General features: G+C 72.1%; 26 protein-coding genes. 6 read left to right on the top strand and 20 right to left on the bottom strand.

Features of this window, described 5'->3' with window-relative positions; all coding sequences use genetic code 11:
• Window positions 1–207: 207 nt before the first annotated feature.
• The 12 genes from ACIPEQ_RS08085 to ACIPEQ_RS08030 form a co-directional block, all read right to left on the bottom strand.
• A complete protein-coding gene (locus ACIPEQ_RS08085; RefSeq protein WP_126890305.1) occupies window positions 208–432 on the bottom strand; it encodes a DUF3046 domain-containing protein in 225 nt (74 codons plus the stop codon).
• Between the two features lie 64 nt (window positions 433–496).
• The gene (locus tag ACIPEQ_RS08080) at window positions 497–805 is read right to left on the bottom strand and encodes a helix-turn-helix domain-containing protein (protein WP_058725115.1); all 309 of its coding nucleotides are present in this window, start codon (window positions 803–805) and stop codon (window positions 497–499) included.
• 154 nt (window positions 806–959) lie between these two features.
• The gene (locus ACIPEQ_RS08075) at window positions 960–1,487 is read right to left on the bottom strand and encodes a CinA family protein (RefSeq protein ID WP_402714778.1); all 528 of its coding nucleotides are present in this window, start codon (window positions 1,485–1,487) and stop codon (window positions 960–962) included.
• Window positions 1,484–2,119, bottom strand: a complete 636-nt coding sequence (gene pgsA / locus ACIPEQ_RS08070; protein ID WP_209678014.1) for a CDP-diacylglycerol--glycerol-3-phosphate 3-phosphatidyltransferase — start codon at window positions 2,117–2,119, stop codon at window positions 1,484–1,486. Before pgsA ends, ACIPEQ_RS08075 begins: the two co-directional genes overlap by 4 nt.
• Window positions 2,120–2,124: 5 nt before the next feature.
• The gene (locus ACIPEQ_RS08065; protein WP_402714777.1) at window positions 2,125–5,193 is read right to left on the bottom strand and encodes a DNA translocase FtsK; all 3,069 of its coding nucleotides are present in this window, start codon (window positions 5,191–5,193) and stop codon (window positions 2,125–2,127) included.
• Window positions 5,194–5,337: 144 nt separating this feature from the next.
• Window positions 5,338–6,606 (bottom strand): ABC transporter permease, encoded by a 1,269-nt coding sequence (locus ACIPEQ_RS08060; RefSeq protein WP_402714776.1) that lies wholly within the window; start codon window positions 6,604–6,606, stop codon window positions 5,338–5,340.
• Complete coding sequence (locus ACIPEQ_RS08055; protein WP_402714775.1) at window positions 6,603–7,313, bottom strand: ABC transporter ATP-binding protein; 711 nt, start codon at window positions 7,311–7,313, stop codon at window positions 6,603–6,605. Before ACIPEQ_RS08055 ends, ACIPEQ_RS08060 begins: the two co-directional genes overlap by 4 nt.
• The gene (locus tag ACIPEQ_RS08050; RefSeq protein WP_402714774.1) at window positions 7,310–8,317 is read right to left on the bottom strand and encodes an efflux RND transporter periplasmic adaptor subunit; all 1,008 of its coding nucleotides are present in this window, start codon (window positions 8,315–8,317) and stop codon (window positions 7,310–7,312) included. The genes ACIPEQ_RS08055 and ACIPEQ_RS08050 overlap by 4 nt, the downstream gene beginning before the upstream one ends.
• A gap of 181 nt (window positions 8,318–8,498) precedes the next feature.
• Window positions 8,499–10,175: a ribonuclease J gene (locus ACIPEQ_RS08045; protein WP_402714773.1), complete on the bottom strand. Its 1,677-nt coding sequence runs from the start codon at window positions 10,173–10,175 to the stop codon at window positions 8,499–8,501.
• 44 nt (window positions 10,176–10,219) lie between these two features.
• Window positions 10,220–11,197 carry a 4-hydroxy-tetrahydrodipicolinate synthase gene (gene dapA / locus ACIPEQ_RS08040; RefSeq protein ID WP_209678003.1) on the bottom strand — a complete coding sequence of 326 codons (978 nt, stop codon included), beginning with the start codon at window positions 11,195–11,197 and terminating at the stop codon, window positions 10,220–10,222.
• A gap of 277 nt (window positions 11,198–11,474) precedes the next feature.
• A complete protein-coding gene (locus tag ACIPEQ_RS08035; protein WP_402714772.1) occupies window positions 11,475–11,981 on the bottom strand; it encodes a dihydrofolate reductase in 507 nt (168 codons plus the stop codon).
• The gene (locus ACIPEQ_RS08030) at window positions 11,981–12,820 is read right to left on the bottom strand and encodes a thymidylate synthase (protein ID WP_402714771.1); all 840 of its coding nucleotides are present in this window, start codon (window positions 12,818–12,820) and stop codon (window positions 11,981–11,983) included. Before ACIPEQ_RS08030 ends, ACIPEQ_RS08035 begins: the two co-directional genes overlap by 1 nt.
• A 73-nt stretch (window positions 12,821–12,893) precedes the next feature.
• Here ACIPEQ_RS08030 and ACIPEQ_RS08025 point away from each other — a divergent pair, with 73 nt between their 5' ends.
• Window positions 12,894–13,805, top strand: coding sequence for a TIGR01777 family oxidoreductase (locus tag ACIPEQ_RS08025; RefSeq protein WP_402714770.1), 912 nt, complete (start codon window positions 12,894–12,896; stop codon window positions 13,803–13,805).
• Between the two features lie 91 nt (window positions 13,806–13,896).
• On the opposite strand, the gene ACIPEQ_RS08020 is transcribed toward ACIPEQ_RS08025, so the two are convergent.
• Both ACIPEQ_RS08020 and dapB read right to left on the bottom strand, forming a co-directional pair.
• On the bottom strand, window positions 13,897–14,313 hold the full coding sequence (locus tag ACIPEQ_RS08020; protein ID WP_402714811.1) for a tetratricopeptide repeat protein: 417 nt from the start codon (window positions 14,311–14,313) through the stop codon (window positions 13,897–13,899).
• 47 nt (window positions 14,314–14,360) lie between these two features.
• Window positions 14,361–15,113: a 4-hydroxy-tetrahydrodipicolinate reductase gene (gene dapB, locus ACIPEQ_RS08015; RefSeq protein ID WP_402714769.1), complete on the bottom strand. Its 753-nt coding sequence runs from the start codon at window positions 15,111–15,113 to the stop codon at window positions 14,361–14,363.
• A 23-nt stretch (window positions 15,114–15,136) separates the two neighbouring features.
• On the opposite strand from dapB, the gene ACIPEQ_RS08010 reads away from it, so the two are divergent.
• Window positions 15,137–15,643 carry a GNAT family N-acetyltransferase gene (locus tag ACIPEQ_RS08010; RefSeq protein ID WP_402714768.1) on the top strand — a complete coding sequence of 169 codons (507 nt, stop codon included), beginning with the start codon at window positions 15,137–15,139 and terminating at the stop codon, window positions 15,641–15,643.
• Window positions 15,644–15,693: 50 nt separating this feature from the next.
• Here ACIPEQ_RS08010 and ACIPEQ_RS08005 read toward each other — a convergent pair whose 3' ends face one another.
• Window positions 15,694–16,296, bottom strand: a complete 603-nt coding sequence (locus ACIPEQ_RS08005; protein WP_126890292.1) for a histidine phosphatase family protein — start codon at window positions 16,294–16,296, stop codon at window positions 15,694–15,696.
• A 5-nt stretch (window positions 16,297–16,301) separates the two neighbouring features.
• Complete coding sequence (locus ACIPEQ_RS08000) at window positions 16,302–17,636, bottom strand: M16 family metallopeptidase (protein WP_402714767.1); 1,335 nt, start codon at window positions 17,634–17,636, stop codon at window positions 16,302–16,304.
• Between the two features lie 246 nt (window positions 17,637–17,882).
• Here ACIPEQ_RS08000 and ACIPEQ_RS07995 point away from each other — a divergent pair, with 246 nt between their 5' ends.
• Both ACIPEQ_RS07995 and ACIPEQ_RS07990 read left to right on the top strand, forming a co-directional pair.
• Window positions 17,883–18,530, top strand: coding sequence for a TetR/AcrR family transcriptional regulator (locus tag ACIPEQ_RS07995; protein ID WP_402714766.1), 648 nt, complete (start codon window positions 17,883–17,885; stop codon window positions 18,528–18,530).
• Between the two features lie 278 nt (window positions 18,531–18,808).
• Window positions 18,809–19,336, top strand: coding sequence for a YbhB/YbcL family Raf kinase inhibitor-like protein (locus tag ACIPEQ_RS07990; RefSeq protein ID WP_402714765.1), 528 nt, complete (start codon window positions 18,809–18,811; stop codon window positions 19,334–19,336).
• Between the two features lie 182 nt (window positions 19,337–19,518).
• Here the strand turns inward: ACIPEQ_RS07990 and ACIPEQ_RS07985 are convergent, their stop codons facing one another.
• Window positions 19,519–21,792 carry a polyribonucleotide nucleotidyltransferase gene (locus ACIPEQ_RS07985; protein ID WP_126890288.1) on the bottom strand — a complete coding sequence of 758 codons (2,274 nt, stop codon included), beginning with the start codon at window positions 21,790–21,792 and terminating at the stop codon, window positions 19,519–19,521.
• A 306-nt stretch (window positions 21,793–22,098) separates the two neighbouring features.
• Between ACIPEQ_RS07985 and ACIPEQ_RS07980 the strand changes: the two genes are divergently transcribed.
• Window positions 22,099–23,310: a coiled-coil domain-containing protein gene (locus tag ACIPEQ_RS07980; protein ID WP_402714764.1), complete on the top strand. Its 1,212-nt coding sequence runs from the start codon at window positions 22,099–22,101 to the stop codon at window positions 23,308–23,310.
• A 26-nt stretch (window positions 23,311–23,336) separates the two neighbouring features.
• On the opposite strand, the gene ACIPEQ_RS07975 is transcribed toward ACIPEQ_RS07980, so the two are convergent.
• The 3 genes from ACIPEQ_RS07975 to ACIPEQ_RS07965 all read right to left on the bottom strand — a co-directional run bounded on the left by ACIPEQ_RS07975 (window position 23,337) and on the right by ACIPEQ_RS07965 (window position 24,929).
• Entirely contained in the window at window positions 23,337–23,957 is a 621-nt protein-coding gene (locus tag ACIPEQ_RS07975; RefSeq protein WP_402714763.1) for a CE1759 family FMN reductase, read from the bottom strand.
• Between the two features lie 155 nt (window positions 23,958–24,112).
• Window positions 24,113–24,382 (bottom strand): 30S ribosomal protein S15, encoded by a 270-nt coding sequence (gene rpsO / locus ACIPEQ_RS07970; protein WP_058742593.1) that lies wholly within the window; start codon window positions 24,380–24,382, stop codon window positions 24,113–24,115.
• A 100-nt stretch (window positions 24,383–24,482) separates the two neighbouring features.
• Entirely contained in the window at window positions 24,483–24,929 is a 447-nt protein-coding gene (locus ACIPEQ_RS07965) for a VanZ family protein (RefSeq protein ID WP_402714762.1), read from the bottom strand.
• A 103-nt stretch (window positions 24,930–25,032) separates the two neighbouring features.
• On the opposite strand from ACIPEQ_RS07965, the gene ACIPEQ_RS07960 reads away from it, so the two are divergent.
• Window positions 25,033–26,097 carry a glycoside hydrolase family 6 protein gene (locus ACIPEQ_RS07960; protein ID WP_402714761.1) on the top strand — a complete coding sequence of 355 codons (1,065 nt, stop codon included), beginning with the start codon at window positions 25,033–25,035 and terminating at the stop codon, window positions 26,095–26,097.
• Window positions 26,098–26,113 lie beyond the last annotated feature (16 nt).

The raw sequence follows: 26,113 nt of genomic DNA, 5'->3' as shown, positions 1-26,113 counted from the left end.
CCCCAGCCGGTGGTGCAGGGCTGGTGTTCGGCGACAAGGCTTCGGGCTGTTCCCGATGCCCTCGAACCTAGGGCGGGCCACCGACATCACTGCCTGCAGCCGCGCGATCTGTGGACGAGGGTCCGGGTCAGCGCCGTTGTGCAGGAACCTAGCACCGATCGAACACGCGTTCGAGCAACACGCCGAACACAGTTTCGGACGGCGGACTCAGTCGCGCGGCTCCGCCAGGCCCTTGCCGTGCCGCTTGTCGAGCGGGACGTCCTGCGAGTCGCAGAGCGCCTCCCACACCCGCCTGGCGTCGACACCGGCGTCGAGCGCATCGGCCGCCGAGCGTCCTCCGAGCTCCTCGAGCACGACGTCGCGGGACACGACGGCCCCGTAGGCTTCGCCGAACACCTGGTCGACGGCTCGCCAGAACTCACTCACGCGCATCGGACCAGCGTAACGACGAACGCCCCCGCCGGGAGTCCGGCGAGGGCGGTCGATGGGTGGTGCGTCAGCGCACCGCGAGGTCGTTGTCGAACTCGGCGACGAGTTCGTCGGGCAGCGTGTCGGGGACCGGGGTGAGTCCCTCGACGACTGCGAGACGGTCGCCCACCTCACGCATGATGGTCGAGATCGGGGTGTCGAGTGCGTCCGCGACCGAGGCGAGGATCTCCGAACTCGCTTCCTTCTGACCGCGCTCGACCTCGCTGAGGTACCCGAGCGCGACGCTGGCCTTGGATGCGACCTGACGGAGGGTCCGGCCCTTCTGCAAGCGGAAGTCCCGAAGCACGTCGCCGATCTCCTGACGAACGAGAACCATGTGGACTCCTCCTTCCTGTCGTCTCCGCGCCCGCCTGGTCCGGGTGACCGGGGTCGGGTTCAGCAACAGTAGCGTTGCCGTTCGCAGCATGCTAACCACGTCGGCTGCCGCTCTGCTGGAGATTGCGTGGGATGTAACCCAGTGGCAACAGGACCTATTCCCCGCTGTCGACCTCGGTCGTCATCCGTGCCAGGAGTTCGGAGACGGTGGCGGACCGGATTGCTGCCCGGTCCCCCTCGAGGTGCAACTCCACCGCGACACTGCGTTCCGCGGATGCGATGCCGACGAAGACGGTCCCGACCGGCTTGCCGTCCTGCGGGTCCGGGCCGGCGACCCCGGTCGTGCTGATCCCCCACGTCGCGGGGACGCCGTCGACCGCCAGCGCGGTCCGCACCCCCGATGCCATCTGTCGCGCCACCTCCGGGTCGACCGCGCCGTCGGCGGCCAGCAGGTCGGCGTCGACGCCGAGCACCGACGCCTTGACGGGCGTGGCGTACGCGACGACCCCACCCCGGACGACCGCGCTCGCGCCGGGGACGCCGACGAGCGCCGACACCACGAGCCCGCCCGTCAGGGACTCGGCGACCGCGACGGTCTCCCCGCGGGAGGTGAGGGCCGCCACGACGCGGCGAGCGAGATCCGCTGCCGGGTCCGACTGCGCGGGACCGTCGGCGGTGCTCACGCCGCGCTGCGGTTGTGCTTCCATGCCTGCCACAGGTAGTCCGCGCCGCTGAGCAGGGTCGCCAGGAGCGCGGCGGTCATCAGGATGCCGTTCACCCAGTGCGCCAGGTCACCGACAACGTTCCACCATGGGAAGAGTGCGAGCGTGATCGCGACGGCCTGCAGCACGGTCTTGATCTTGCCGCCACGGCTGGCCGGGATCACCCGGTCGGACAGCACGGCGAAGCGGAACACGGTGATGCCGATCTCCCGCACCATGATCAGCACGGTGACGATCCACGGCAGCTCGCCCAGGATCGACAGCGCCACGAGGGCGCCGCCGATCAGGACCTTGTCGGCGATCGGGTCGACGAGCTTGCCGAAGTCCGTCACCAGGTTCTGGCGTCGGGCGATGATGCCGTCCGCGCTGTCCGTCACGATCGCGACGACGAACACGACGGCCGCCCAGACGCGCAGCGACGTGTCCTGACCGCCGTCGGCGAGCAGCATCACGAAGAACAGCGGCGCCATGAGGATGCGCACCACGGTGATGACGTTCGCCACGTTGGCGGTCGACGCCGGCCCCTCGCCCTTGCGGATCAGCCGTCCGCGCCACGGGAACCGGGCGCCGTGTGTGGTCTCCGAGCTCGTCATGTCGCTCACTCCCTGCCCGTCAGTCCCCACGCGTCCTCGTCCGGGCCGTCGTCCTCGACCTCAGGGTACCCGCGGGTCATGTCCGCCACCGGGTCCGAGCCGTAGCGGTCGTCGTCCTGTCCACCCGGGCCCGACGCGCCGGGCGCGGCAGGGGCCCCGGAGCCGACGGCGGACGGACCGGTGCCGGCCCCGTCGACGAGTGTGGTGCCTCCAGGCCGCGCCGACGGCGCCTCGGCAGCCGGCGGCTCCTCGCCGCGGAGCTTCGCGAGCACCCCGGGGAGCTGGTCGGGCGTGACGAGCACGTCGCGCGCCTTCGAGCCCTCGGAGGGCCCGACGATGTCGCGCGACTCCATGAGGTCCATCAGGCGACCCGCCTTCGCAAAGCCGACGCGGAGCTTGCGCTGCAGCATCGACGTCGAGCCGAACTGGGTCGAGACGACCTGCTCGACGGCGGCGAGGAGCAGCTCGAGGTCGTCGCCGATGTCGGCGTCGATCTCCTTGCGCTCGACCACCGCCTGGACGTCCTGCCGGTACTCGGGCCGGGCCTGCCGCGTGACGTGCGCGACGACCTCGGCGACCTCGCTCTCCTGCACCCAGGCGCCCTGCACGCGGACGGCCTTGGACGAGCCCATCGGCAGGAAGAGCCCGTCGCCCTGCCCGATGAGCTTGTCCGCGCCCGGCTGGTCGAGGATGACCCGCGAGTCGGTGACGCTCGTCACCGCGAAGGCGACGCGCGACGGGACGTTCGCCTTGATGAGACCGGTGATGACGTCGACCGACGGGCGCTGCGTGGCGAGCACGAGGTGGATGCCGGCGGCACGGGCGAGCTGGGTGATGCGGACGATCGACTCCTCGACGTCGCGGGGGGCGACGAGCATGAGGTCCGCGAGCTCGTCCACGACGACCAGCAGGTACGGGTACGGCTTGAGCTTCCGCTCGCTGCCGGCGGGCAGCACGATCTCGTCGTTCTGGACGGCCTTGTTGAAGTCGTCGACGTGCCGGAACCCGAAGGACGCCAGGTCGTCGTACCGCATGTCCATCTCCTTCACGACCCACTGCAGCGCCTCGGCGGCCTTCTTGGGGTTCGTGATGATGGGCGTGATGAGGTGCGGGACCCCGGCGTAGATCGACAGTTCCACGCGCTTCGGGTCGACGAGGACCATGCGGACCTCGGACGGCTTCGCGCGCATGAGCAGGGACGTGATCATCGAGTTGATGAACACCGACTTGCCGGAGCCCGTGGACCCCGCGACGAGCAGGTGCGGCATCTTCGCCAGGTTGGCGACGACGAACCCGCCCTCGACGTCCTTGCCGACGCCGATGGTCATCGGGTGCTTCGACTTGGTGGCGGCGCCGGACCGCAGGACGTCACCGAGGGAGACGATCTCGCGGTCCGTGTTCGGGATCTCGACGCCGATGGCGCTCTTGCCGGGGATCGGGGACAGGATGCGGACCTCGTTCGAGGCGACCGCGTACGACAGGTTCTTCGACAGCGCGGTGACGCGCTCGACCTTCACGCCGGGGCCGAGCTCGATCTCGTAGCGCGTGACCGTCGGCCCGCGGGAGAAGCCCGTGACCTTGGCGTCCACCTTGAACTCGGTGAGCACGCCGGTGATCGCCGCGACGATGTCGTCGTTCGCCTGGCTCCTGGCGACCGAGGGGGTGCCGGCGCTGAGCGTGGTCGCCGCGGGCAGGCGGTACGGAGCCGCCGGGTCCTCGTCGGCGGCGGTGGCGGCGGGCAGGCCGTCGTCGGCCGTCTCGGGCTCGGGCGCGGTCGGCGAGACCACCGGGGAGACTCCGGCATCCGGTCGGGCGACCGCCGCGGGCTGCTCGGGCACCGGGGTGCCGAAGTCGCGGAGGGCCTGCTCGGCGACGGCGAGGTCCTGCTCGACCTGCTGCTCGCCGTGCACGGCGTCGTGCTCGACCGAGTCGTTGAGGTTGACCGAGGCGGGTACCGCGGGCGTGTGGTCCACGAGGCCGGCAGCGGCGCCCGCGTTCGGGCTCCCGGCAGGGGCAGCCGCACTCGCAGCCGCTCCGGCACCGGCACCGGCACCGGCACCGGCACCGGCACCGGCACCGGCACCGGGGGCAGCCTGCGTCGCCGACGCGGGCAGCACGGGGCTGTCGTACGCCGGGTCCTCCTCGCGCCCGGACTTGTTCCGTCGCCACCAGGGGACGGTGCTCGCGGGGTCGTCCCCGCCGTCGGCGCGCTGTTCGTCCTCGAACCCGAGGTCCTCGAAGAGCGGGAAGTCGGTCTGGTCCTTCGTGCGCCGCTTCGACGTGCGCGCTCGTGGCGCGGCCGGGGCAGCGTCGGCCTCGGTGACGGTGTCGTCCTCTGCCGCGGGAGCTGGCGCACCGAACAGGTACGCGTACAGCTCGTGCAGGCGACGACCGGTCTTGTTCGGCGGGGTCTTCGTGATGATGAAGAGCGACAGCACGAGCAGCACGACCGCGACCGGCACCGCGACCCACACCGTGGCGACCGCGACCAACCAGCTGATCACGACCCAGCCGAGCACACCACCCGCGGCGGCGAGGGCGACCATGCCGTCGGACGCGCTCGGCTGCCCGCCGAACACGTGGCAGAGCGACGCGATGGACACCAGCATCAGGCCGAGACCGATGCCGATCCGGGTGTTGTCGTGCACCGATGCGGGGTGCCGGAACAGCCACCCCGCGAAGACGATCATGATGACGGGCAGCGCGACCGCCAGCCGCCCGAAGAGCCCGCCGAACGTGTAGGCGTCGAGCGTGACGGACAGCGGGTTCGTGGGGTTGAGCCACTCGACGACCCCGCCCGCGAGCGCGAGCACGAACAGCAGGAACGGGAAGCCGTCTCGTCGTTCGTCCTTGGCGAGGGTCTCCTTGCCGAGCAGGCGGAAGAGCGCGCCGACGCCGTGCGCCATCGCGAGCCAGGCGGTCACGACGGGGTTCTGCTCGCGGAACACCGGGGTGGGTGCGGCCTGCGGCAGCTTCTTCGTCGTCGCCTGCGTGCGCGACGTTCCGCGCGACCCGCTCCCGCGGGACGACGTGGACGCGCGCGAGCGCGTGGTCGACTTGGTGCCTCCGGCCATGCGACGGAGCCTAATCCCCGCTCGGGACATTCCGTGGATGCCCCGCCGCGACCTGACGCCCCACGCGCGCGCACCCGACCCGTGGCGGACGCCGGGCAGATGCGCGCGCCCCGACCGGACGCGCCGACCGGACGCCCTGCGCGGTCAGTACCGGATCGCGTCGATGACCTTGACCCGCACCGCCACGATCGCGGGCAGGAACCCGGCGAGCGCCCCGACCAGCAACGCCGAGCCGACCCCGATCAGTGCCGCCTCCACCGGGAACGGTGCTCCCCCGACGTCGACCCCGTTCGTGATCAGGCCACGGACCGTCCCGTTGCCGAGCACCGCCGCGCCGACCATCACCCCGACAGCACCGGCGACGAGCGTGCCGAGCACGTTCTCGAGCAGCACGGCCACGAAGATCCGCCCGGCGGTCGCACCGACGCCGCGACGGATGCCGATCTCACGGATCCGCTGCCGGACGCTCACGAGCGACACGTTGAGGAGCCCGAGCCCACCGAGCACGAGGACCAGGACCGCGACCCCCGCGATCACCCAGCGCAACGCGCCGAGCGGGTCGCCGTCGACCGAACCGGCCGCGTCGGAACGGGTCGCGTCGACGGTCCACCCGGGCCCGAGTGCCCGCTCCGCGTCCGAGGCGATGCGCGTCGCCACCGCCTTGCCGTCGTACTCGGGCACCCAGACCTCGAAGAGCCGCTGCGAGCCGTCGTCGGGTGAGGCCACCGCGTTCGCCGTCGCGACGGAGTCCGCGAGCTGGTAGAACATCGGCTCGGTGTCGTACTCCGACGACACGTACCGTCCGATCACGACGGCGGTGACGTCGGGCGTCCCCGGCAGGCGCACGACCGGGTGCGTGACGACGTCCGGGCTGCCCAGTCGGTCCAGGAACGCCTGGTTGACGACGAGCGCCGGCGCGAGGCGATCCCGGTCGTCCTCGGTGAACCAGGAACCGTCGTCGACGCGCACGCGGTGCATCTCGGCGTACGCGGGGTCGACCGTGACGCCCTGCGCCAGGGTGACCCCGTCCGGGAACTGCACCGGGCGCTGGGTCCAGGAGGCCTCGGTCGCGAAGCGGACGTGGTAGCGCTCGGCCCCGGCGCGGAGCTCCCGGTCGAGGGCGTCGGCGTCCGCGGCCGCTGCTGCCCCGGTGCCGTCCCCTGCGGAGGAGGCGGCGGCGGAGGCAGCGGAGGACGTCCCGGTGACCTGGTACGTCGCCGGTCGCCCGCCGTACTGCTCGTTGAAGGCCGCCGTGACCCGTTCCGCGAGTGCTCCGAAGCCGACGACGACCGCCAGCGACGCCACCGCGATGGTGACCCCGATCAGGCTGAGCACGACCCTGCCACGGTGCACGCGGAGCTCCTGCCAGGACTCGACGACGGTCCCGACGACCGTGGTGAGCAGCCGGTTCACGCCGCCACCGCCCCGGTCGCGACGTCCACGTCGTCGACGACGAGTCCGTGGTCGATGCGGTGCACGACGTCCGCCCGCGCCGCGACCGCTGCGTCGTGCGTGATGGTGACGAGCGCAGCGCCCGTCTCGGCCGCGACGGTCTCGAGCAGCTCCATGACGACCCGTCCGGTGTCGACGTCGAGCGCTCCGGTCGGCTCGTCGGCCAGGATGAGCCGGGGAGCCCGGACGAGCGCCCGGGCGATGGCGACCCGCTGCTGCTCACCACCGGAGAGCCGGTGCGGCTGCGTGTCGGCGCGATCCGCCAGGCCGACCCGGTCGAGCATCTCGAGGGCCAGGCGTCGGCGCGACCAGAACGCCCGGCCGGTCGCGTAGAGCAACGGGACCTCGATGTTCTCGACCGCGGTGCGGCCCTGGAGCAGGTTGAACTGCTGGAAGACGAACCCGACGTCCGCGCCGCGCACGCGATCGCGTCGGACGGACCCGGCGCGTCCGACGTCCTGCCCGTCGAACTCGTGCAGCCCGTCGGTCGGGGTGTCGAGCAGGCCGAGGACGTTGAGGAGCGTCGACTTGCCCGACCCCGAGCGGCCGACGATCGCCACACGGCTGTCCGCCGCGACGTCGAGGTCGACACCGCGGAGGATCTCGAGCGTCGAGCCGTCCGGCAGGACGACGGACTTCCGCAGGTCGCGGACGTGCACGAGGCTCATCCGCCCGTCACCGTCCCGTCCTCGGTCGACTCCTCGTCGGGCTTCGCCTCCTTGCCGGGGACGAACTGCAGGACCGTGTCGCCCTCGGCCAGTCCGTCCGTGACCTCGACGGTCTCGCCGTCGTTGAGCCCGAGGGTGACCTGGCGCTCGGAGCGCTTCCCCTCGTCGTCGACCACGGTGACGACACCGCGCTGGGCCGTCCCCTGCACGGCGGTGGTCGGCAGGGTGAGCACGCCCTCGGCGGACCCGGCGGACACGGCGACCGTGACCTCGAGCCCGGGGAACACGGTGACGTCGCCCGGGACGTCGCACCGCAGCTGCGTCGCGCCACCGCCCGTCGCCGGGGCGTCCTCCGTGCCCTCGGTGCCCGGTGTCGCGGTGCTGCCCGAGGCCGCAGCGGAGCTGAGCGAGAGGTTCGTGCAGGTGAACGGCGCCGGCCCGTCGGTGATCGTCACGGTCGCCTCCGACGGACGCGACGTCAACCGGTAGAGCTGCGCTGCCTTGAGGGTGGCGGTGACGCGGTACGCCTCGGGGGCGACGCGCGCGACGGTGTCGCCGATCGCGACGGGCTGCTTCGCCACGAGGTCGAGTCCGGAGACGGTGCCGGACGACGACGCGACGACGGTCGCGAAGGTCACGGTCGCGGGGAGCGGCTCACCGTCCTCGGTCGTCCCCGTCGCGGGCGTCTCGACCCGCAGGTCGATGATCGGTGCTCCTTGCTGGACCTGCGTGCCGTTCGTCACGAACACCTTGTTGACGGTGCCCTCCGCGGTCGAACGCACCGGCGTCGACGCGACGGACTCGATCGTCCCGGTCGCCTCGACGTCGTTGACGACGTCGCCCGTCTGCACGGTGACGGTCGGGTCCTCGAGCTGCGCCGTCGGCAGCGTCTCGGTGTCGTCCGGCTGCGCCGCGAAGAAGGCGAGGCGCACGAGCGACACCGCGATGGCGGCGAACACGAGGAACTTCAGGCCGGGCCACACCCAGCGACGCAGGACGGTCACCCTCGGACGGTATTGGCTGACATACCGAGGGAGCATCAGCCTGAGGGATGACGCAGGGTGGCCGCCCGGCCGAGCCGGACGCCGTCCCCGGAGCCGCGACGCGACGGCAACGGCCAGGAGGCTCGGCGAGCGTTCCCGGGGAACGCGCGCCGAGCCTCCTGGCCGGGTGCAGAACGGGTGCCTACGCCTCGATGACCACCGGGACGATCATCGGACGGCGGCGGTGCTTCGTGTTCACCCAGCGGCCGACGGTGCGGCGGACGACCTGCTGGAACGCGTGTGCGTCGCGCGTGCCGTTGCCGGCCGCGTCGGCGAGCGCCTTCGCGATCTGCGGGCGGACGTCGTCGAAGACCGAGTCGTCCTCGGCGAAGCCGCGGGACTGGATCTCCGGGCCGACCACGCACTGGCCGGTCGTGAAGTCGACGGCGCAGAAGATCGAGATGAAGCCCTCCTCCGCCAGGACGCGGCGGTCCTTGAGGTCGGCATCGGTGATCTCGCCGACGGTCGACCCGTCGACGTAGACGTAGCCGATGTCGAGCTGGCCGGCGACGCTGGCCACGCCGTCCTTGAGGTCGACGACGATGCCGTCCTGCCCGAGGATCACGTTGCGCGGCGGGACGCCCGTCTGGATCGCCAGGTCGGCGTTCGCGTACAGGTGACGGTGCTCACCGTGCACGGGCAGGACGTTCCGCGGACGCAGGATGTTGTAGCAGTACAGGAGCTCGCCGGCGGACGCGTGTCCGGAGACGTGCACCTTCGCGTTGCCCTTGTGCACGACCTTCGCGCCGAGCTTCGTCAGGCCGTCGATGACCCGGTAGACGGCGTTCTCGTTGCCCGGGATCAGGCTCGACGCGAGGATGACGGTGTCGCCCTCGCCGATCTCGATCTGGTGCTCGAGGTTCGCCATGCGCGCGAGCACGGCCATCGGCTCGCCCTGCGACCCCGTCGACATGTAGACGATCTGGTCGTCGGGGACGTTCTTCGCCTTCTTCGTGTCGATGAGTACGTCGTCCGGCACCCGGAGGTACCCGAGCTCGGCGGCGATGTTCATGTTGCGGATCATCGACCGACCCATGAACGCGACCTTGCGGTTGGTCGCGGCGGCGGCGTCGAGGACCTGCTGCACGCGGTGCACGTGCGACGAGAAGCTCGCGACGACGACCTTCTTGCGGGCGCGCGAGATGACGTTCTCGAGCACCGGTCCGATGTCGCGCTCGGGTGCGGTGAACCCGGGGACGTCGGCGTTGGTCGAGTCCGGCAGGAACAGGTCGACGCCCTGCTCGCCGAGACGGGCGAAGGCGCGGAGGTCGGTGATGCGGTCGTCCAGCGGGAGCTGGTCCATCTTGAAGTCACCCGTGTGCAGCACGCGGCCGGCCGGGGTGGTGATCGCGACGGCGAGGGCGTCCGGGATCGAGTGGTTCACGGCCACGAACTCGAGGTGGAACGGGCCGAGCTGCTCGGTCTGGTCCTCCTGCACGACGAGCGTGTAGGGCTTGATCCGGTGCTCCTTGAGCTTCGCCTCGACGAGCGCGAGGGTCAGCGTGGAGCCGATCAGGGGGATGTCGGCCTTGAGCTTGAGCAGGTACGGGACGGCGCCGATGTGGTCCTCGTGCCCGTGGGTGAGCACGACACCGAGGACGTCGTCGAGGCGGTCCCGGATCGGCCCGAAGTCGGGGAGGATGAGGTCGACGCCCGGCTGGTGCTCCTCGGGGAAGAGCACGCCGGCGTCGACGATCAGCAGCTTGCCGTCGAACTCGTAGACGGTCATGTTGCGACCGATCTCGCCGAGGCCCCCGACGGGGATGACGCGGAGGGTGCCGGGTTCGAGCGGCTGCGGTGTGGAGAGCTGGGTGGGCATTCGGTCCTGACTGTCGTGCGACGCGCTGCGGCGCCGCGGTCTTCCTAACGTGTGGTGCCTGGCACCTTCGGCAGTGCGCCGCCGGCCGCCGCGTTGCGGTCGGGGCGGAAGTTCGAGAAGTCGGCGCCGGGGATGTCCCGCACCGCTTCGAGAGAGGTCTCGATGGCGTAGGCCTCGGTGTCCTCGGGGCCGACGAGCGGCAGTCGGACGCGCGGGCTCCCGATGCGGCCGAGCCCGTGCAGGACGTACTTCGCGGCGACGGTGCCGGGGACGTGCGTCATGATCGCGCGGACGAGCGGCTCGACGCGCTTGTGCTCGGCGGTCGCGGTCGCCAGGTCGCCGCGGTTCACGGCGTCGACGATCGTGCGGTACGGCGTGCTCGTGATGTTCGCGGTGACGCCGATCAGACCGGTCGCACCGATCGACAGGTGCGGGAGCACGTTCGTGTCGTCGCCGGAGAAGTACATGAGGTCGGTGTTGTTCAGCACCCGGGAGACCTCGGCGAAGTCGCCCTTGGCGTCCTTCACGGCGAGGATGTTCGGGTGGTGCGACGCCCGCACGATGGTCTCGTACGTGATCGGGATGCCGGTGCGACCCGGGATGTCGTACAGGATCACCGGCAGATCGGTGGCGTCGGCGATCATCCGGAAGTGCGTGAGGACGCCCGACTGCGTCGGCTTGTTGTAGTACGGCGTGACGATCATCACGCCGTCGGCGCCGGCCTTCTCGCTCTGCTTGTAGAGGTGGATCGCGTGCGCGGTCTCGTTCGAGCCACCGCCGGTGATGATCTTCGCGCGGCCCGCGGCGACGGACTTGCCGACCTCGACCAGCCGGAGCTTCTCGGGGTCGGTCAGCGTGCTCGTCTCACCGGTCGTCCCGGTGACGACGATGCCGTCGGCGCCGGCGGTGATGCAGTCGTCGATGTGCTGCTCGACGCCGGGCCAGTCGACCTCGCCGTCGGCCGTGAACGGCGTCACGAGGGCGACGAGGACCTGACCGAAGGGATTCTCACGCGGGGACACGCGCACCAGCGTACCGGGGATGTGCGCCGGGACCGCCGTCCGGTCGGACGGTGCGCGGCTCGCGGACGGTCGGGAGGCGCGGCTGCGGCCGGGAGGCGCGGCTCGACGCGTGCGGCGACCCGCGGCCCGGCAGGTGGGGCGCCGTGGGCTGGCGCGGTGCACAACCGGAAGCACCGCGCGCCACGGGATCGCGTGGCGCGTCGTGCTCCCGGTTGTGCGCGAGCACCCCGCGCCGCGGGCGCGGGCACCGCGGGCGCGGACCCCGCGCCGCCCCGCGCTACGCGCGGCGGCGCCACTCCAGGAAGCGGTAGCGGGTGCCGTCGACGCGGGACGCCTGCCACGGTCCCTCGTCGGCGAGCTCCCACGCGTCGCCGAGCGCCGGTGCACGGGTGTCGCCCGGGACCTCGAGGTCGACGATCGTCTCGGACACCCGGTCGGCGAACGGCAGCGCGTCGGCGTACACCGCTCCCCCGCCGATCACCCACACGTGCTCGTCGGTGTCGAGTGCGGTCGCCAGGTCGTGCACGACCTCGGCGCCCTCGGCCGACCACGAGGCGTCCCGCGTCAGCACGACGTTCCGCCGCCCGGGCAGCGGCCGGAACCGCGGTGGCAGCGAGTCCCAGGTGCGCCGGCCCATCACGACGACCCCGTCACCGGTGACCTGCCGGAAGTGCGCGAGGTCCTCGGGCACGTGCCACGGGATGCCCCCGTCGGCACCGATGACCCCGGACGCCGTGCGGGCCCAGACCATGCCGACGCCACGGACGGGCTCGGTCCAGCCCATCAGACGGCGACCGCGGCCTTGATGGCGGGGTGGTGCTCGTACCCGACGACGGTGAAGTCCTCGTACACGTAGTCGTCGATCGAGTCGCGCGGGGCGATCTCCAGCGTCGGGTACGCGTACGCCGTGCGGGAGAGCTGCTCGCGGACCTGCTCGACGTGGTTGTCGTACACGTGGCAGTCGCCGCCGGTCCACACGAAGTCGCCGACCTCGAGCCCGGTCTGTGCGGCGATCATGTGGGTGAGCAGCGCGTACGAGGCGATGTTGAACGGCACACCGAGGAACATGTCCGCGCTCCGCTGGTACAGCTGGCACGAGAGCTTGCCGTCGTTGACGTAGAACTGGAAGAACGCGTGGCACGGGGCGAGCGCCATCTCCGGCACGTCGGCGACGTTCCACGCCGACACGATGAGTCGCCGGGAGTCCGGGTTCGTGCGGATCTGCTCGATGACCTGGGCGATCTGGTCGACGTGCTCGCCGGACGGGGTCGGCCACGAGCGCCACTGCACGCCGTACACCGGGCCGAGGTCGCCGTCCTCGTCCGCCCACTCGTTCCAGATGCGGACGCCGTGCTCCTGCAGCCAGCGGGCGTTGCCGTCGCCGCGCAGGAACCAGAGCAGCTCGTACGCCACGGACTTGAAGTGCACCCGCTTGGTCGTGACCAGCGGGAAGCCCTGCGACAGGTCGTAGCGGAGCTGCGCCCCGAAGATGCTGCGCGTGCCGGTGCCGGTGCGGTCGCCCTTCGGCGTGCCCTCCTCGAGCACCCGACGCAGCAGGTCCTCGTAGGGAGTCGGCACGGCCGGGGTGGGGACGGTGGGATCGGGCTGCACGGTCTCGCTCACACGGAGAGCCTACGTCCACCAAGCGGCGGGACCACGCGGCGAAGCCCGGAGCCGGCTGAGTACCGTGGCCCCCATGTCGACCCAGCCGCTCTCGATCCTCGTCGCCGGTGCGTCCGGTTTCATCGGGACCCCCCTCGTCCGTGCCCTGCGCGAGGCCGGACACCACGTCACCACGCTGACCCGCAGCGAACCCCGCACCGCGAGCGCGTTCCGCTGGTCCCCCGGCACCCGGCCGCTCGACCCGGCGGTGCTCGACGGCGCCGACGTCGTGATCAACCTCGCCGGAGCGAACATCGGCAAGCTGCCGTGGACCGCGTCCTACAAGCAGCAGATCCTCGACTCGCGGGTCCAGGCGACGGAGACCCTCGTCGAGGCGATGCGCCACGCCGCGAACCCGCCGGCGCTCTTCCTGTCCGGTTCGGCCTCGGGCGTCTACGGCGACCGTCCCGTCGACGTCCTCGACGACGACGCCGAGGCGGGCACGGGCTTCCTCGCCGACGTCTGCACGAAGTGGGAGGCCGCCGCGACCGCCGCCCCCGAGGGCGTCCGCGTCGTCCTGCTCCGCACCGGCATCGTGGTCGGGCAGGGCGGCGGCGCGCTCGCACCCCTCGTCCCCCTCACGAAGGCGGGGCTCGGCGGGAAGCTCGGCACCGGCGGGCAGTTCTGGCCGTGGATCGCGCTCGACGACGAGGTCGGCGCGATCGTGCACCTCGCGACCAGCCCCGACGCCGCCGATGTGCGGGGGCCCGTCAACCTGGCGGGACCGGAGGCCGCGGTGTCGAACCGCATCACCCGTCGTGTCGCCGACGACCTGCACCGCCCCTACCTGTTCAGCGTGCCGGCCTTCGCCCTGCGCACGCTGCTCCGCGAGGCGGCGGACGAGATGCTGCTCTCCAGCCAGCGGATGGTGCCTCGGAAGCTCACCGGGTCCGGCTACCGGTTCCGGTACGAGCGTGCCGAGGACGCGGTCGACGCCGCCTTCTGACCCGACGACGGGAACGACCCGACGACCGGAACGACCCGACGACCCCACGGACGGGAGGCCCGTGGCGACACCGCCACGGGCCTTCCGTCCGTCAGCGGGTCGCCGTCGCCTTCGCCAGGGCGGTCCGCATCGCCGCCCGCGCCCGCTTGCGGTCGCCGGCAGCGTCGTAGACGATGCCCAGGCGGTACCAGCCACGCCAGTCCTCCGGGTCGGCCTCGACCGCGTCCCGGTAGCGCGGGAACAGCTCGTCGGCGGCGTCCCGGGTCGGCCGGCCCGACGGGCGGACGGGGACGACCTCGTCCGGGGTCGCGCCCTCCTGCTCGAGCCGGGCCCCGAGCCGGGTGATGCGCAGGCCGAAGCGGACCTCGAGCACGAGCAGCAGCGCGCCGATCGCGGCGACGACGAACAGCGCGACGCCGATGGCGATGCCGATCGGCTGGCCGGTCTGCACGAACGCGACCGCACGCTGCCCGACGAGTCCGATGTAGAGCGCGAGCAGCAGGGTCATCAGCGCCGCACCCCAGAACGGTGAGCGGAGGGACCGCCAGGCCGAGGTCACGGCTGACCGATGCCGAGGACGCTGCCGAGCCCGACGGTCAGCCCGCGGGCACCGACCACGGCGGACAACGCGGCTCGGATGCCGGCGACGTACGCCACGTGGTCCGTCGTGTCGTGGCGGATCGTGACGGTCTCGCCCGGGCCGCTGAGCAGCACGTCCTGCACGGCCGTGACGCCCGGCAGACGCAGCGAGTGGATCGGGACGCTCGCGACCTGCTGCCCACGGGCACGCTGGTCGACGTGCGGGGCGTCGACGGGTCCGACCTCACGGCGGGCGTCCGCGATGAGCTCGGCGGTCCGGACGGCGGTCCCCGACGGGCTGTCGACCTTGCCCGCGTGGTGGGTCTCGACGATCTCGACGGACGGGAACCACGGCGCGGCGATCGTGGCGAGGTGCGTCGCGAGCACCGAGCCGATCGAGAAGTTCGGGACGACGAGGACACCCTGGTCGGGTCGTGCCTCGAGTCCGGCGCGGAGCGTCGCCAGGCGGTCGAGCGACCAGCCCGAGGTCCCGACGAGGACGTTCGCGCCGCTCGCCAGGGCGTGCTCGACGATCGCGGGGCTCAGCGCGGGGACGGTGACGTCGACGACGACGGTCGCCCCGCCGAACACCGACGGCGGGGCCTCGTGCGCGGCGTCCCGCGAGGACAGCGACGCGACGAGCTCGAAGCCGTCGAGCGACTCCACGACGGAGGCCACCAGGCCCCCGAGACGACCGGTGGCGCCGACGACGGCGACGGGAGTGACCATGGGCTCCATCCTAGGATCGACGCATGCCGCTCCAGGTCAGGTCCGTCCCCGCCGACGCGCCCGAGGTCGACGCCCTGCTCGACGCCTACCTCGACGAGCGCGAGGCGACGTTCCCGAGCGCGCAGGGCTCGTACTCGCGGAAGCGCACCCCGGCCGTCGAGTTCACGGCGCCGGACGGCGTGTTCGTGGTGGCGTACGAGGTGGACGACGACGGGTCCCGCCCGGTCGGCTGCGGCGGGCTGCGACGGATCCCTGCTCATCCGGGTGACGCGGACGAGCGCGACGACGCGTGGTTCGAGGTGAAGCACGTCTACGTCTCCCCCGCCGGGCGTGGTCGGGGCGTGGGGACCGCGGTGATGGACGCCCTGGAGCGCGCCGCGCGCGACCTCGGCGCCACCAGTGTCGTCCTCGACACGAACGACTCGCTCGTCGCCGCGGGTGCGATGTACCGGAGCCGCGGCTACCGGCGCGTCGCGGCGTTCAACGACAACCCGAACGCGACCGCCTGGTACCGCCTGCCGGTGCGCTGACCGGTGTCGCGCCTCCAGGCCGGACCCGTGCCCCGGTCCGTGGCGGGACGCTAGACGGGCTGTTCGACCGGCAGCCCCGTGCGGAGCTCCACCGGCAGGTGCGCCAGGTCGTTGAGGGTGACCACCTCGGCCGGCTTCGCGGAGCGGATCCGGATGATCGTCAGCGCGGTGTGCGCCACGTTCGTGCCCATCCAGCGCCACTCCGGGGCCTGGAAGGCCTCGCGGACGAACCAGCCGATCACCGCGTTGTGGGTGATGAGCAGGTCGTGGCGGTCCTCCCGCGCCGGCGTGAAGAACTCGGCCACGGCGTCGCCCATCTGGGCCTGCCCGGCGACGATCTCCTCCTCGGTCACACCGCCGTACCAGCCCTGGTAGGCGTGCGGCATGTCCGGTGTCGGCCCGGACGGGATGCAGTCGAAGAGCAGCGTCGAGGGCTCGGGCTGGATCGAGGGCAGCCGCTGCGCGAGGTACGCCGCCGTCTCGCTCGGGGCGTCGAGCGGCGAGTGGTACACACCGTCGAAGGGCACCCCGCCGAGCCGGTCGGCCACGAGCACCGCCTGACGCTTCCCGCGTTCGGAGAGCTTGCCGTCACGGAGCCCGTGCTCGGCGTCCTGGTGCTCACCGTGCCGGACGAGGTACAGGTAGTGCGACACGTCCGTCACCCCCCGACGCCGAGGGCCGCTGCGAGCTCGTCCCGCTGCACGGCACCGACCACCGAGGTGATGGTCGGCCGGGTGAGCAGGTCGCGCGCCAGGTCGAGCACGTCGCCGGTGGTGACCCGGTCGACCCGCTGCAGCGCGGTACCGAGGTCGGTGAACTCACCGGTGCCGAGCTCGGATCGCCCGAGCCGCGTCATGCGCGCGTCGGAGTCCTCGAGCGAGAGCGTCAGGGCACCCTCGATCTGCCCCTTGGCGCGGCGGAGCTCGTCCTCGGTGATGCCGTCGTCGACCATGCGGGCGAACTCGGCGTCGATGATCTCGACGACACCGGCGACGTTGTCCGGAGCACAGCCCGCGTAGACGCCGAACGCGCCGTTGTCGAGGTACGCCGGAGCGAAGGACGACACGGCGTAGGCGAGACCGCGGCGCTCGCGGACCTCCTGGAACAGGCGGGAGCTCATGCCACCGCCCAGCACGGCGTTGAGCACGCTGAGGACCGGGCGGCGGTCGTCGCGCAGGTCGAGGCCCTGGGAGCCGCGGAGCATGCTGACCTGTTCGGTCGGGCGGTGCGCGACCGCGAGGCGCGCCACGGCGGGGTCGGCCACCGTCTGCGGCGTCCGTCGGGCGAGCGGCGAGGCCTTCGGGGCGTCGCGGAACACGCGCTCGACGAGTTCGCGGAAGCGGTCGTGGTCCACGGCACCGGCCGCGGTGACGACGATGCCGTTCGGCGCGTAGTGCTCGCGGTAGTGGTCGAGCACCTCGTCGCGCCCGACGGCACGGATGCTCTCGGGCGTCCCGCCGATGGGCCTGCCGAGGGGGTGCCCGTCGAAGGCCGCGGCGAAGAAGGCCTCGCCCGCGACGTCGGCCGGGTCGTCGGCGGCCATCGCCAGCTCTTCGAGGATGACGCCGCGCTCGACCGCGAACGCATCCGCGTCGAGCACCGAGCCGGTGACCATGTCGCCGATCACCTCGACCGCCATCGGGACGTCGGTGTCCCGGACGCGGGCGTAGTAGCAGGTGTACTCCTTGGCGGTCGCGGCGTTGTGCTCACCGCCCACGGAGTCGAACGCGATGGCGATGTCGAGTGCGCTGCGTCGTCCGGTGCCCTTGAACAACAGGTGCTCGAGGAAGTGCGTCGACCCGAACTGGCCTTCGCGCTCGTCGCGGGAACCGACACCGACCCAGAAGCCGAGGCTGGTCGAACTCGCTCCCGGGACCGACTCGGTCAGGACCCGGACACCGGACGGCAGCACGGATCGACGGACGAAGGCACCACCGGACGTCAGGAAGGACGTGTCCTGGGCCTCGAGCGGCAACGGCACTGGCTGGTTCATCGCAGGAGAGCCTACTGACCCGTCAGGGCTCGCCATCCAGTTTCCACAGCCTCACGGCGCGTACCTCGAAGTGGGGTACGGACGAGGAGGATAGAAAGACTCGTCTGTCTGTCCTCCCTGTGGTACAGTCGTCACATCGGGTCGGAAGCCCCCCCTAGATTCCGACCCGGTGGCTCGGGACATCAGTCCTGCGCGGCGGAGTCCCCCCACTCCCCCGCGGAGCCGATGAGTCCGAGGAGCAGCGCTGTGACGGTCGATTCCCCCCAACCGACCGTCCAGCGTCTCCCGGGCCCGAGCACGAACCTCGCGTCGCCGGGCGGGTCGAGCGTCCCCCCGACTCCCCGCTCCGGCGGCGCGAAGGTCCGCATCCTCGAGACCGCGTCGAAGCTCTTCTACGAGGAGGGCATCCGCGGCGTGGGGGTCGACCGCCTCATCTCCGAGGCGAGCGTCACGAAGGCGACGTTCTACAAGCACTACGGGTCGAAGGACAACCTGATCCTGGCCTACATCCGCGCGCAGGACGAGCGGGTGCAGCAGGCGTTCACGCGACTGGTCGACGAGGCAGCCTCCCCGGTGGAAGCCGTCCGCGCCTGGGTCGCAGCGGTCTCCGACGACGTCGGACGCCCGGACTTCCGCGGCTGCGCCTTCCTGAACGCGGCTGCGGAGTACCACGACCCCCGCGACCCGGTCCGCCAGGTCGTCGCCGCACACCGTGACTGGTACACGGAACAGCTCTTCGCGCTGCTGCAGCGCGCCGGACACCCGATGCCGGGCGACGGTGCCGACGAACTCATGCTCGCGCGCGACGGCGTGATGGCCGGTGCGTACGCCGGCGACGCGATCGCCGCGACGGCAGCGCTCGGGCGGGTCGTCGAGCGCGTCATCACGCGCTGACCTCGCTGGCACCTCGGCGTCGCCAGGGGTCCTCCCCCGCCGCGGACCGCTCCGCAGCTCCTCCCCGCGGGTCGTCTCCGCGAAAGCGACAGGCTTCCGCGGACGGTTCGCGGCGGCCTGTCGCTCTCGCGTACGGAACGTGGACCGCGCACCGGCCACGGCACGCGCGTGCGCACGCTGCGGACGGGAGGCGCGGGGCGGCGCCGCCACGCGCCTCCCGTCCGTCCCACCCGGTCCGTCCCACCCTCGGGACAGGCCGCGGGTGTTGGCTGGAACGCATGGCCAACGACCCCAACTGGAACCTCCCCGAGGTCCCCACGTTCACCCTGACGAGCCCCGACTTCGCCGACGGTGGCGCGCTGCCCGACTGGGCGCGCGGCTCCGACGTCGGCGGCGAGGACCGCTCCCCCGCGCTCGAGTGGTCCGGCGCACCCGAGGGCACGCAGAGCTACGTCCTCACCGTGTACGACCCCGACGCCCCGACCGGCTCGGGCTTCTGGCACTGGAGCCTGACGGACGTCCCGGCGTCGACCACCTCGCTCCCGCAGGGCGCCGGGACCGACGACGCGCTGCTGCCCGCCGAGGCACTGCGCCGCCGCAACGAGTACGGCACCGACACCTTCCTCGGCGCCGCACCGCCCGCCGGCCACGGACCCCACCGCTACGTCTTCACCGTCAGCGCACTCGACGTGCCGGTGCTCGAGGCGCCCGCCGACGCCACCCCGGCCGTCGTCGGCTTCCTGCTCCGGGAGCACCTGCTCGGCCGCGCGCAGCTGACCGGCACGCAGGAGACGCCCGCCGCCTGACGCACCCCGCAGGCGCCCCGGGTGCCGAGTCTCGGCGTCGGCGACGGTTCTCGTGCTCCCAGGCCCGAGAACCGTCGCGCAGCCCGAGTCTCGCGCCCGCCGAGCGCCGCACACACGGCAACGGCCGCCGCTCCAGCAGGAGCGGCGGCCGTTGCGGTGTCAGCAGCGCGAGGCGCGAGGGATCAACCCTCGGCGTTGTCCTCGGTGTGCTTCTCGTGGCCCTCGCGACCCTCGGTGTCGACCTCGTCCGCGACGACCGGCGCGAGCGACAGCTTGCCGCGGTCGTCCACCTTGGTGACCTCGACCAGGACCTTCTGGCCGACGCCGAGGACGTCCTCGACGTTCTCCACACGCTTGCCACCGGCGAGCTTGCGGACCTCGGAGACGTGGAGCAGACCGTCGCGGCCCGGGAGCAGCGACACGAAGGCACCGAACGTCGCGATCTTGACGACCGTGCCGAGGAACTGGTCCCCGATCTCCGGGTTCGTCGGGTTCGCGATCGCGTTGACCTGGGCGCGTGCGGCCTCGGCCGACGGGCCGTCGACGGCGCCGATGTAGACGGTGCCGTCGTCCTCGATCGAGATGTCGGCGCCGGTCTCGTCCTGGATGCCGTTGATCGTCTTGCCCTTCGGGCCGATCAGCTCGCCGATCTTGTCGACCGGGATGTTGACCGAGATCACGCGCGGGGCGGTGTCGGCCATCTCGTCCGGTCCGTCGATGGCCTCGTTGAGGACACCGAGGATGGCCGAGCGGGCCTCCTTGGCCTGCTTCAGCGCGGCGTCGAGGACCGACGACGGGATGCCGTCGAGCTTCGTGTCGAGCTGGATCGCGGTGACGAACTCCGACGTGCCGGCGACCTTGAAGTCCATGTCGCCGAGGGCGTCCTCGGCACCGAGGATGTCGGTCAGCGCCGCGTAGCGGGTCTGGCCGTCGACGGTGTCGGAGACGAGGCCCATCGCGATGCCCGCGACCGGGGCGCGCAGCGGCACACCGGCGTTGAGGAGCGACAGGGTCGACGCGCAGACCGAGCCCATCGACGTCGAGCCGTTGGAGCTCAGCGCCTCGGACACCTGGCGGATGGCGTACGGGAACTCCTCGCGCGACGGCAGCACCGGCACGAGGGCGCGCTCGGCGAGGAAGCCGTGCCCGATCTCGCGACGCTTCGGCGAACCGACACGACCGGTCTCACCGGTCGAGTAGGGCGGGAAGTTGTAGTGGTGCAGGTAGCGCTTCTTCGTGACGGGCGACAGCGAGTCGATCTGCTGCTCCATCTTGAGCATGTTCAGCGTGGTGACGCCGAGGATCTGCGTCTCGCCGCGCTGGAACACCGCGGAACCGTGGACGCGCGGGATCACGGCGACCTCGGCGTCGAGCGGACGGATGTCGGCGAGGCCGCGACCGTCCATGCGGACCTGCTCGGTCAGGATGCGGCCGCGGACGACCTTCTTCGTGACCGACTTGTAGGCGGCACCGACCTGGCCGACGGCGCTGTCGGGAAGCTCCCCGGCCTCGACCTTGGCGGCGACGGCCTCCTTGACGCGGGCCTTCAGGGCGTCGTCCTTGTCCTGACGCTCGACCTTGCCGGCGATCTGGTAGACGTCCTTCAGCTCGTCGAGGGCGAGTGCCTCGACCGCGGAGTAGACCTCGGGCGCGTACGGCGGGAAGACCGGGTAGTCCTGGATCTCCTTGGCCGACTGCGCGGCCATCTTCGCCTGCGCCTCGACCAGGACCTTGAGGAACGGCTTGGCCGCCTCGAGGCCCTGCGCGACGATCGCCTCGTCGGGCTTGGTCGCGCCGCCCTGGATGAGACCCCAGGCGTGCTCGGTCGCCTCGGCCTCGACCATCATGATGGCGACGTCCTCGTTGCCCTGCTCGTCGGTGACGACACGGCCCGCGACGGTGAGGTCGAAGACGGCGTCGGCCAGCTGCGAGGCCTTCGGGAACGCGACCCACTGGTCACCGATCAGTGCGAGGCGCACACCGGCGATCGGGCCGGAGAACGGCAGACCGGAGATCTGGGTCGACGCGGACGCCGCGTTGATCGCGAGCGCGTCGTAGAACTCGTCCGGCGCGATGCTCAGGACGGTGATGACGATCTGGACCTCGTTGCGCAGGCCGTCGACGAACGACGGACGCAGCGGCCGGTCGATGAGCCGGCAGACGAGGATCGCCTCGGTGCTCGGACGGCCCTCGCGACGGAAGAACGAGCCGGGGATCTTGCCGGCGGCGTACGAGCGCTCCTCGACGTCGACCGTCAGCGGGAAGAAGTCGAAGCCCTCACGCGGGTGCTTGCCGGCGCTGGTGGCCGAGAGGAGCATGGTCTCCTCGTCGAGGTACGCGGCGACCGCGCCCTGGGCCTGCTGTGCGAGGCGGCCGGTCTCGAACCGGACGACGCGCTTGCCGAACTTGCCGTTGTCGATGACGGCTTCGGCGAACTTGATCTCGGGACCCTCCAAAAGGGTGCCTCCTTGACGTGTTCGGCAGACCTGGGCGACGGCACTCGTGGTGCGTGCGCGCCGAGAGGTCGGGGCGCATGTCTGGCCAGCAGTAGAAGCACTCGGGACTCCGAACGGCCCGCGAGCCACCACCGATGACCAGCTCCGTGCCCGGTCTGCGCAGTGTTGTGTGCCAGCTCCGCGAGTGTGACGTCCGGAGCGTGACGCCCGGAGAACGGTCCCCGGACGATGAGGACTTTACCAGTCCTCAGGCGCCGGGCGGGTGTTGCTCCTGGCGAACGGGCGTGTCCCCGGTAGCCTGCCGCCATGCGCACCAGCCCCTCCCGGTCCGTGCTCGTCGCGACCGCCGTGGTCGTGGGCGCGCTCGTCGCACCGGTCGTCACCGTCCTGCCCGCGGACGCCGCGACGACGCAGTACCCCACCTGGCAGGACGTGCAGCAGGCGAAGGGGAACGAGGCGGCCGCCGCCGCCGAGGCGACGAAGGTGCAGGCGGCGCTGCAGTCGGTGCAGGCTGACGCCGCCGCGAAGTCGCAGACAGCCCTCGACGCCTCCGCGGCCGCCGACCGCGCCGAGGCGGACCTCGCTTCGGCGACGCAGACCGCCTCGACCCTGCGGACCCAGGCCGACGACGCCGAGCGCACCGCCGCCCAGGCGCAGGACCGAGCCGGGCAGTTGGCCGCGACGCTCTACCGCGACGGCAGCCAGAACGCCATGACGACCCGCATCGCCACCACGCAGGACCCGGACCAGCTGCTCTACCAGCTCGGCGCGGTCGCCCAGCTCTCGAGCACGTGGCAGGGCGTGCTCGAGGACGCCTCGGTCGCCGGCCACACCGCGGAGTCGCTGCACGACCAGGCCGAGCGCGCCGAGTCCGAGCGGAGCAGCCTCGCCGCCGCGGCCGAGCAGCGCTCCGCCACGGCCCGCTCGGCATCCGACGCAGCCGCACGGGCCGTCGCGGACACGCAGCAGCACAGCGACGAGCTGTACGCACAACTGGCCGCGCTGAAGGACACCACCGCCGCGACCGAGCAGCAGTACGAGCTCGGCGTGCAGGTCGCCGCGCAGCAGGCCGCCCAGCAGCGGGCGCGCGAACGAGCCGCCGCCGAGGCAGCAGCAGCAGCCGCTGCCGTGCCGTCGCCGTCCTCGCCGGCCCCGACGAGCGGCGGCTCGGACACGTCCTACCCGAGCACGGGCGGGGTCACCGTCGACCCGGCCGGAGCGCAGGCCTACGCCCGCGGCGCCATCGGCGCCTACGGCTGGGGCGGCGACCAGTTCTCGTGCCTGGTGTCCCTCTGGAACCAGGAGTCCGGCTGGCGCGCCAACGCCCTCAACGCCTCGAGCGGCGCGTACGGGATCCCGCAGTCACTGCCGGCGAGGAAGATGGGCGTCGCCGGGGCGGACTGGCGGACGAACGCGGCGACGCAGATCAACTGGGGACTGGCGTACATCCACGACGCCTACGGCTCCCCCTGCGCGGCGTGGAACCACGAGATGAGCGTCAACCCGCACTGGTACTGATCGACCGGCGTCCGGGGGTGGCCCGCTCAGTGGCCGAGGCCACCGAGCAGGGACGCGAAGTCGGTCGGCGCGGCGAGCGCGTCCTGCTGCGGCGTCCGCCGGGAGGCCCGGATCGCCCAGGCCAGGTCGGCCCCGGCCCGGTGGATGCGTGCGTCCAGTGCGGCGGAGTCCGCCTCGCTCCCCCAGTCGTCGGTCGCGGCGAAGACGCCGGTGGGCACCACCGCGGCGCGCAGGTACGCGAACACCGGGCGCAGGGCGTGGTCGATCGCGAGCGAGTGCCGTGCGGTCCCCCCGGTCGCGGCGAGCAGCACCGGCAGGTCGGTCACGCCGTCCTTGTCGAGCACGTCGAGGAACGACTTCGCCAGACCGCTGATCCCCGCGGTGAAGACCGGGGTGACGAAGACGAGCGCGTCGGCCTCGAGTACCGTGCGCTGGGCGGCGGCGAGGCCCGGTGCGGCGAACCCGGTGAGCATCGCGTCGACGATCTCGTGGGCGATCGGACGCAGCTCGACGTGGCGGACGTCCACCGTGCCTCCCGGCTGGTCCGCCGAGACGGCGGCGACCGCTGACGCGGCGAGCCGGTCTGCGAGCAGGCGGGTGGAGCTGGGCTCGGAGAGCCCGGCGGAGACGACGGCGATGGTGGTCATGGCGATTCCCGACTTTCGATGCGTTTGCATGAACAGCCTACCGAACCGCGTCCGCGACGCAACCATTCCCGGCCCTCGGCAGGCGGGGAACGAGGAACGCCCCGGTCCTCACGAGGAGGACCGGGGCGTTCGGTCACGCAGTGTCTGCGAGTCGACTAGCGACGCAGGCCGAGGCGCTCGATGAGCGCACGGTAGCGGCTGATGTCGACGTCGGAGAGGTAACCGAGGAGACGGCGACGCTGACCGACCATGAGCAGCAGACCACGACGCGAGTGGTGGTCGTGCTTGTGCTCCTTGAGGTGCTCGTTCAGGTCGTTGATGCGACGCGTCAGAACGGCGACCTGGACCTCGGGGGATCCGGTGTCGCCCGGGTGGGTCGCGTACTCTTCGATGATCTCCTGCTTGACCTTTGCGTCAAGTGCCATGGATGATCCCCTTCCTGTCCGTTGCGCGGTGCTCATGCCTGATGCATGGGCGCTCTTTGTCCGCGGCCGTTCGACGGCAACCGGACGAGACTACCAGAGATCAGACCGTGCGGGCACGCAGCCGCTGCCGTCGCGGCACCGGGAGCAGGCTGCGGACGAGCCCGACGAGCGTGGCGCCGAGCAGCCCGCCGAGGCCGTTCGACAGGACGTCCCGCGGGTCCGCGACGCGGTGGGGCAGGAACACGGCCTGCGCGAGCTCGATGCCGACCGACAACGCGACCGCGACCACGGCACCCAGCAGCCACCAGCGGCGCGGGAGCCACAGCGCCGCGATCATCCCGACGGGGACGAACATGCCGATGTTCGCGAGGAACTCGACCCGGTCGTAGCTGAACCACGCGCCGTGCGGCAGCTGCTGCAGCCAGGCGATGACGTGCAGCACGAGCTCGTCCTGCGCGTGCGTGAAGACCCGCGGCGTCAGCGTCATCCGCCAGATCACCCAGGCGTAGCCGGCGGTGAGGGCGAGCAGCAGGAGCTTCCGGAACATCCGGTCAGTATCACTGCCGGCTCCTGGCAGCGGGCCGCGCTCCACCTGGGCGGACGCCGGGCCACGCTGGCACGACGCCGTGCCCTCCTGCCAGCATGGACGCATGCCGGAGCAGGGGACGGACGACCGCACCAGGGGCAGCGGACGACGACAGTGGGCGGTGCTCGCCGTGGGAGCCGTCGTCGCGGTGGCCGTCGCTGCGCTCGTGCTCAGCACGGTGACCGGACCGGACGGCGGTGGACGTGGTGGTGCGGGCACGGAGACGCCGCGCGCCGCTCGCGAGTCGGCCGCGGCGGCGTTCCCGGGCGGCCTGGCGCGCCAACCGGAACAGGACAACCAGGCGGCCCGCCGCGCAGCGGACGCGCGGGCGGACGGCGAGCGCACCACCGCCGCCCAGATCGACGAGATCGCGGACCAGCCGGTGGCGACCTGGCTGACGGACCCCTCCGAGTCGGCCACCCGCACCGTCGTCCGGCGGGTCGTGCGGAGCGCCGAGCAGCAGCACCGCACACCCGTCTTCGTCCTCTACGCGATCCCGGACCGCGACTGCGGCAGCTACTCCGCGGGCGGCACCGCCGAGGACGCCTACCTGCCGTGGGTGCGGTCGGCCGTCCGGGCGATGGCGGGGTCGCACGCGGTCGTGCTCGTCGAACCGGACTCGATCGCGCAGATCCACGTCTGCGAGCGCCTCGGCCAGGACCGGCTGCGGCTGCTCGACCGCGCGGTGGACGAGCTCTCCGGGCACGGGCTCACGGTGTACCTCGACGGCGGCAACGAGGACCGGGTGCCCGTCGCCACGATGGCACGGTGGCTGCGGCAGGCCGGGGTGGACCGGACGCAGGGCTTCGCGACGAACGTCTCGAACTTCTACCGGGTCGACTCGGAACGTGCGTACGCCGACCGGTTGGCGGACGCGATCGGCGGCGACCCGCACTTCGTGATCGACGTCTCGCGGAACGGGCAGGGGTGGCGCGGGACCTGGTGCAACCCCGAGGGTGCGGGACTCGGACAGGCGCCGCACGTCACCGGGGGGTCCTCACGCCTCGACGCCCTGCTGTGGGTGAAGACCCCCGGGCTGAGCGACGGCACGTGCAACGGCGGGCCAGCGGCCGGGCAGTGGTGGGAGTCGTACGCCCTGGCGCTCGTGGCGCACCGCCGGCAGGACTGAGCCAGCCGCACCACCC

It is taken from the genome of Curtobacterium sp. NPDC087080 (assembly GCF_044745105.1).
Taxonomy (GTDB): Bacteria; Actinomycetota; Actinomycetes; order Actinomycetales; family Microbacteriaceae; genus Curtobacterium.
Note: the sequence above shows the minus strand (reverse complement) of the source record. Positions and strands in the feature narration are given on the sequence as shown.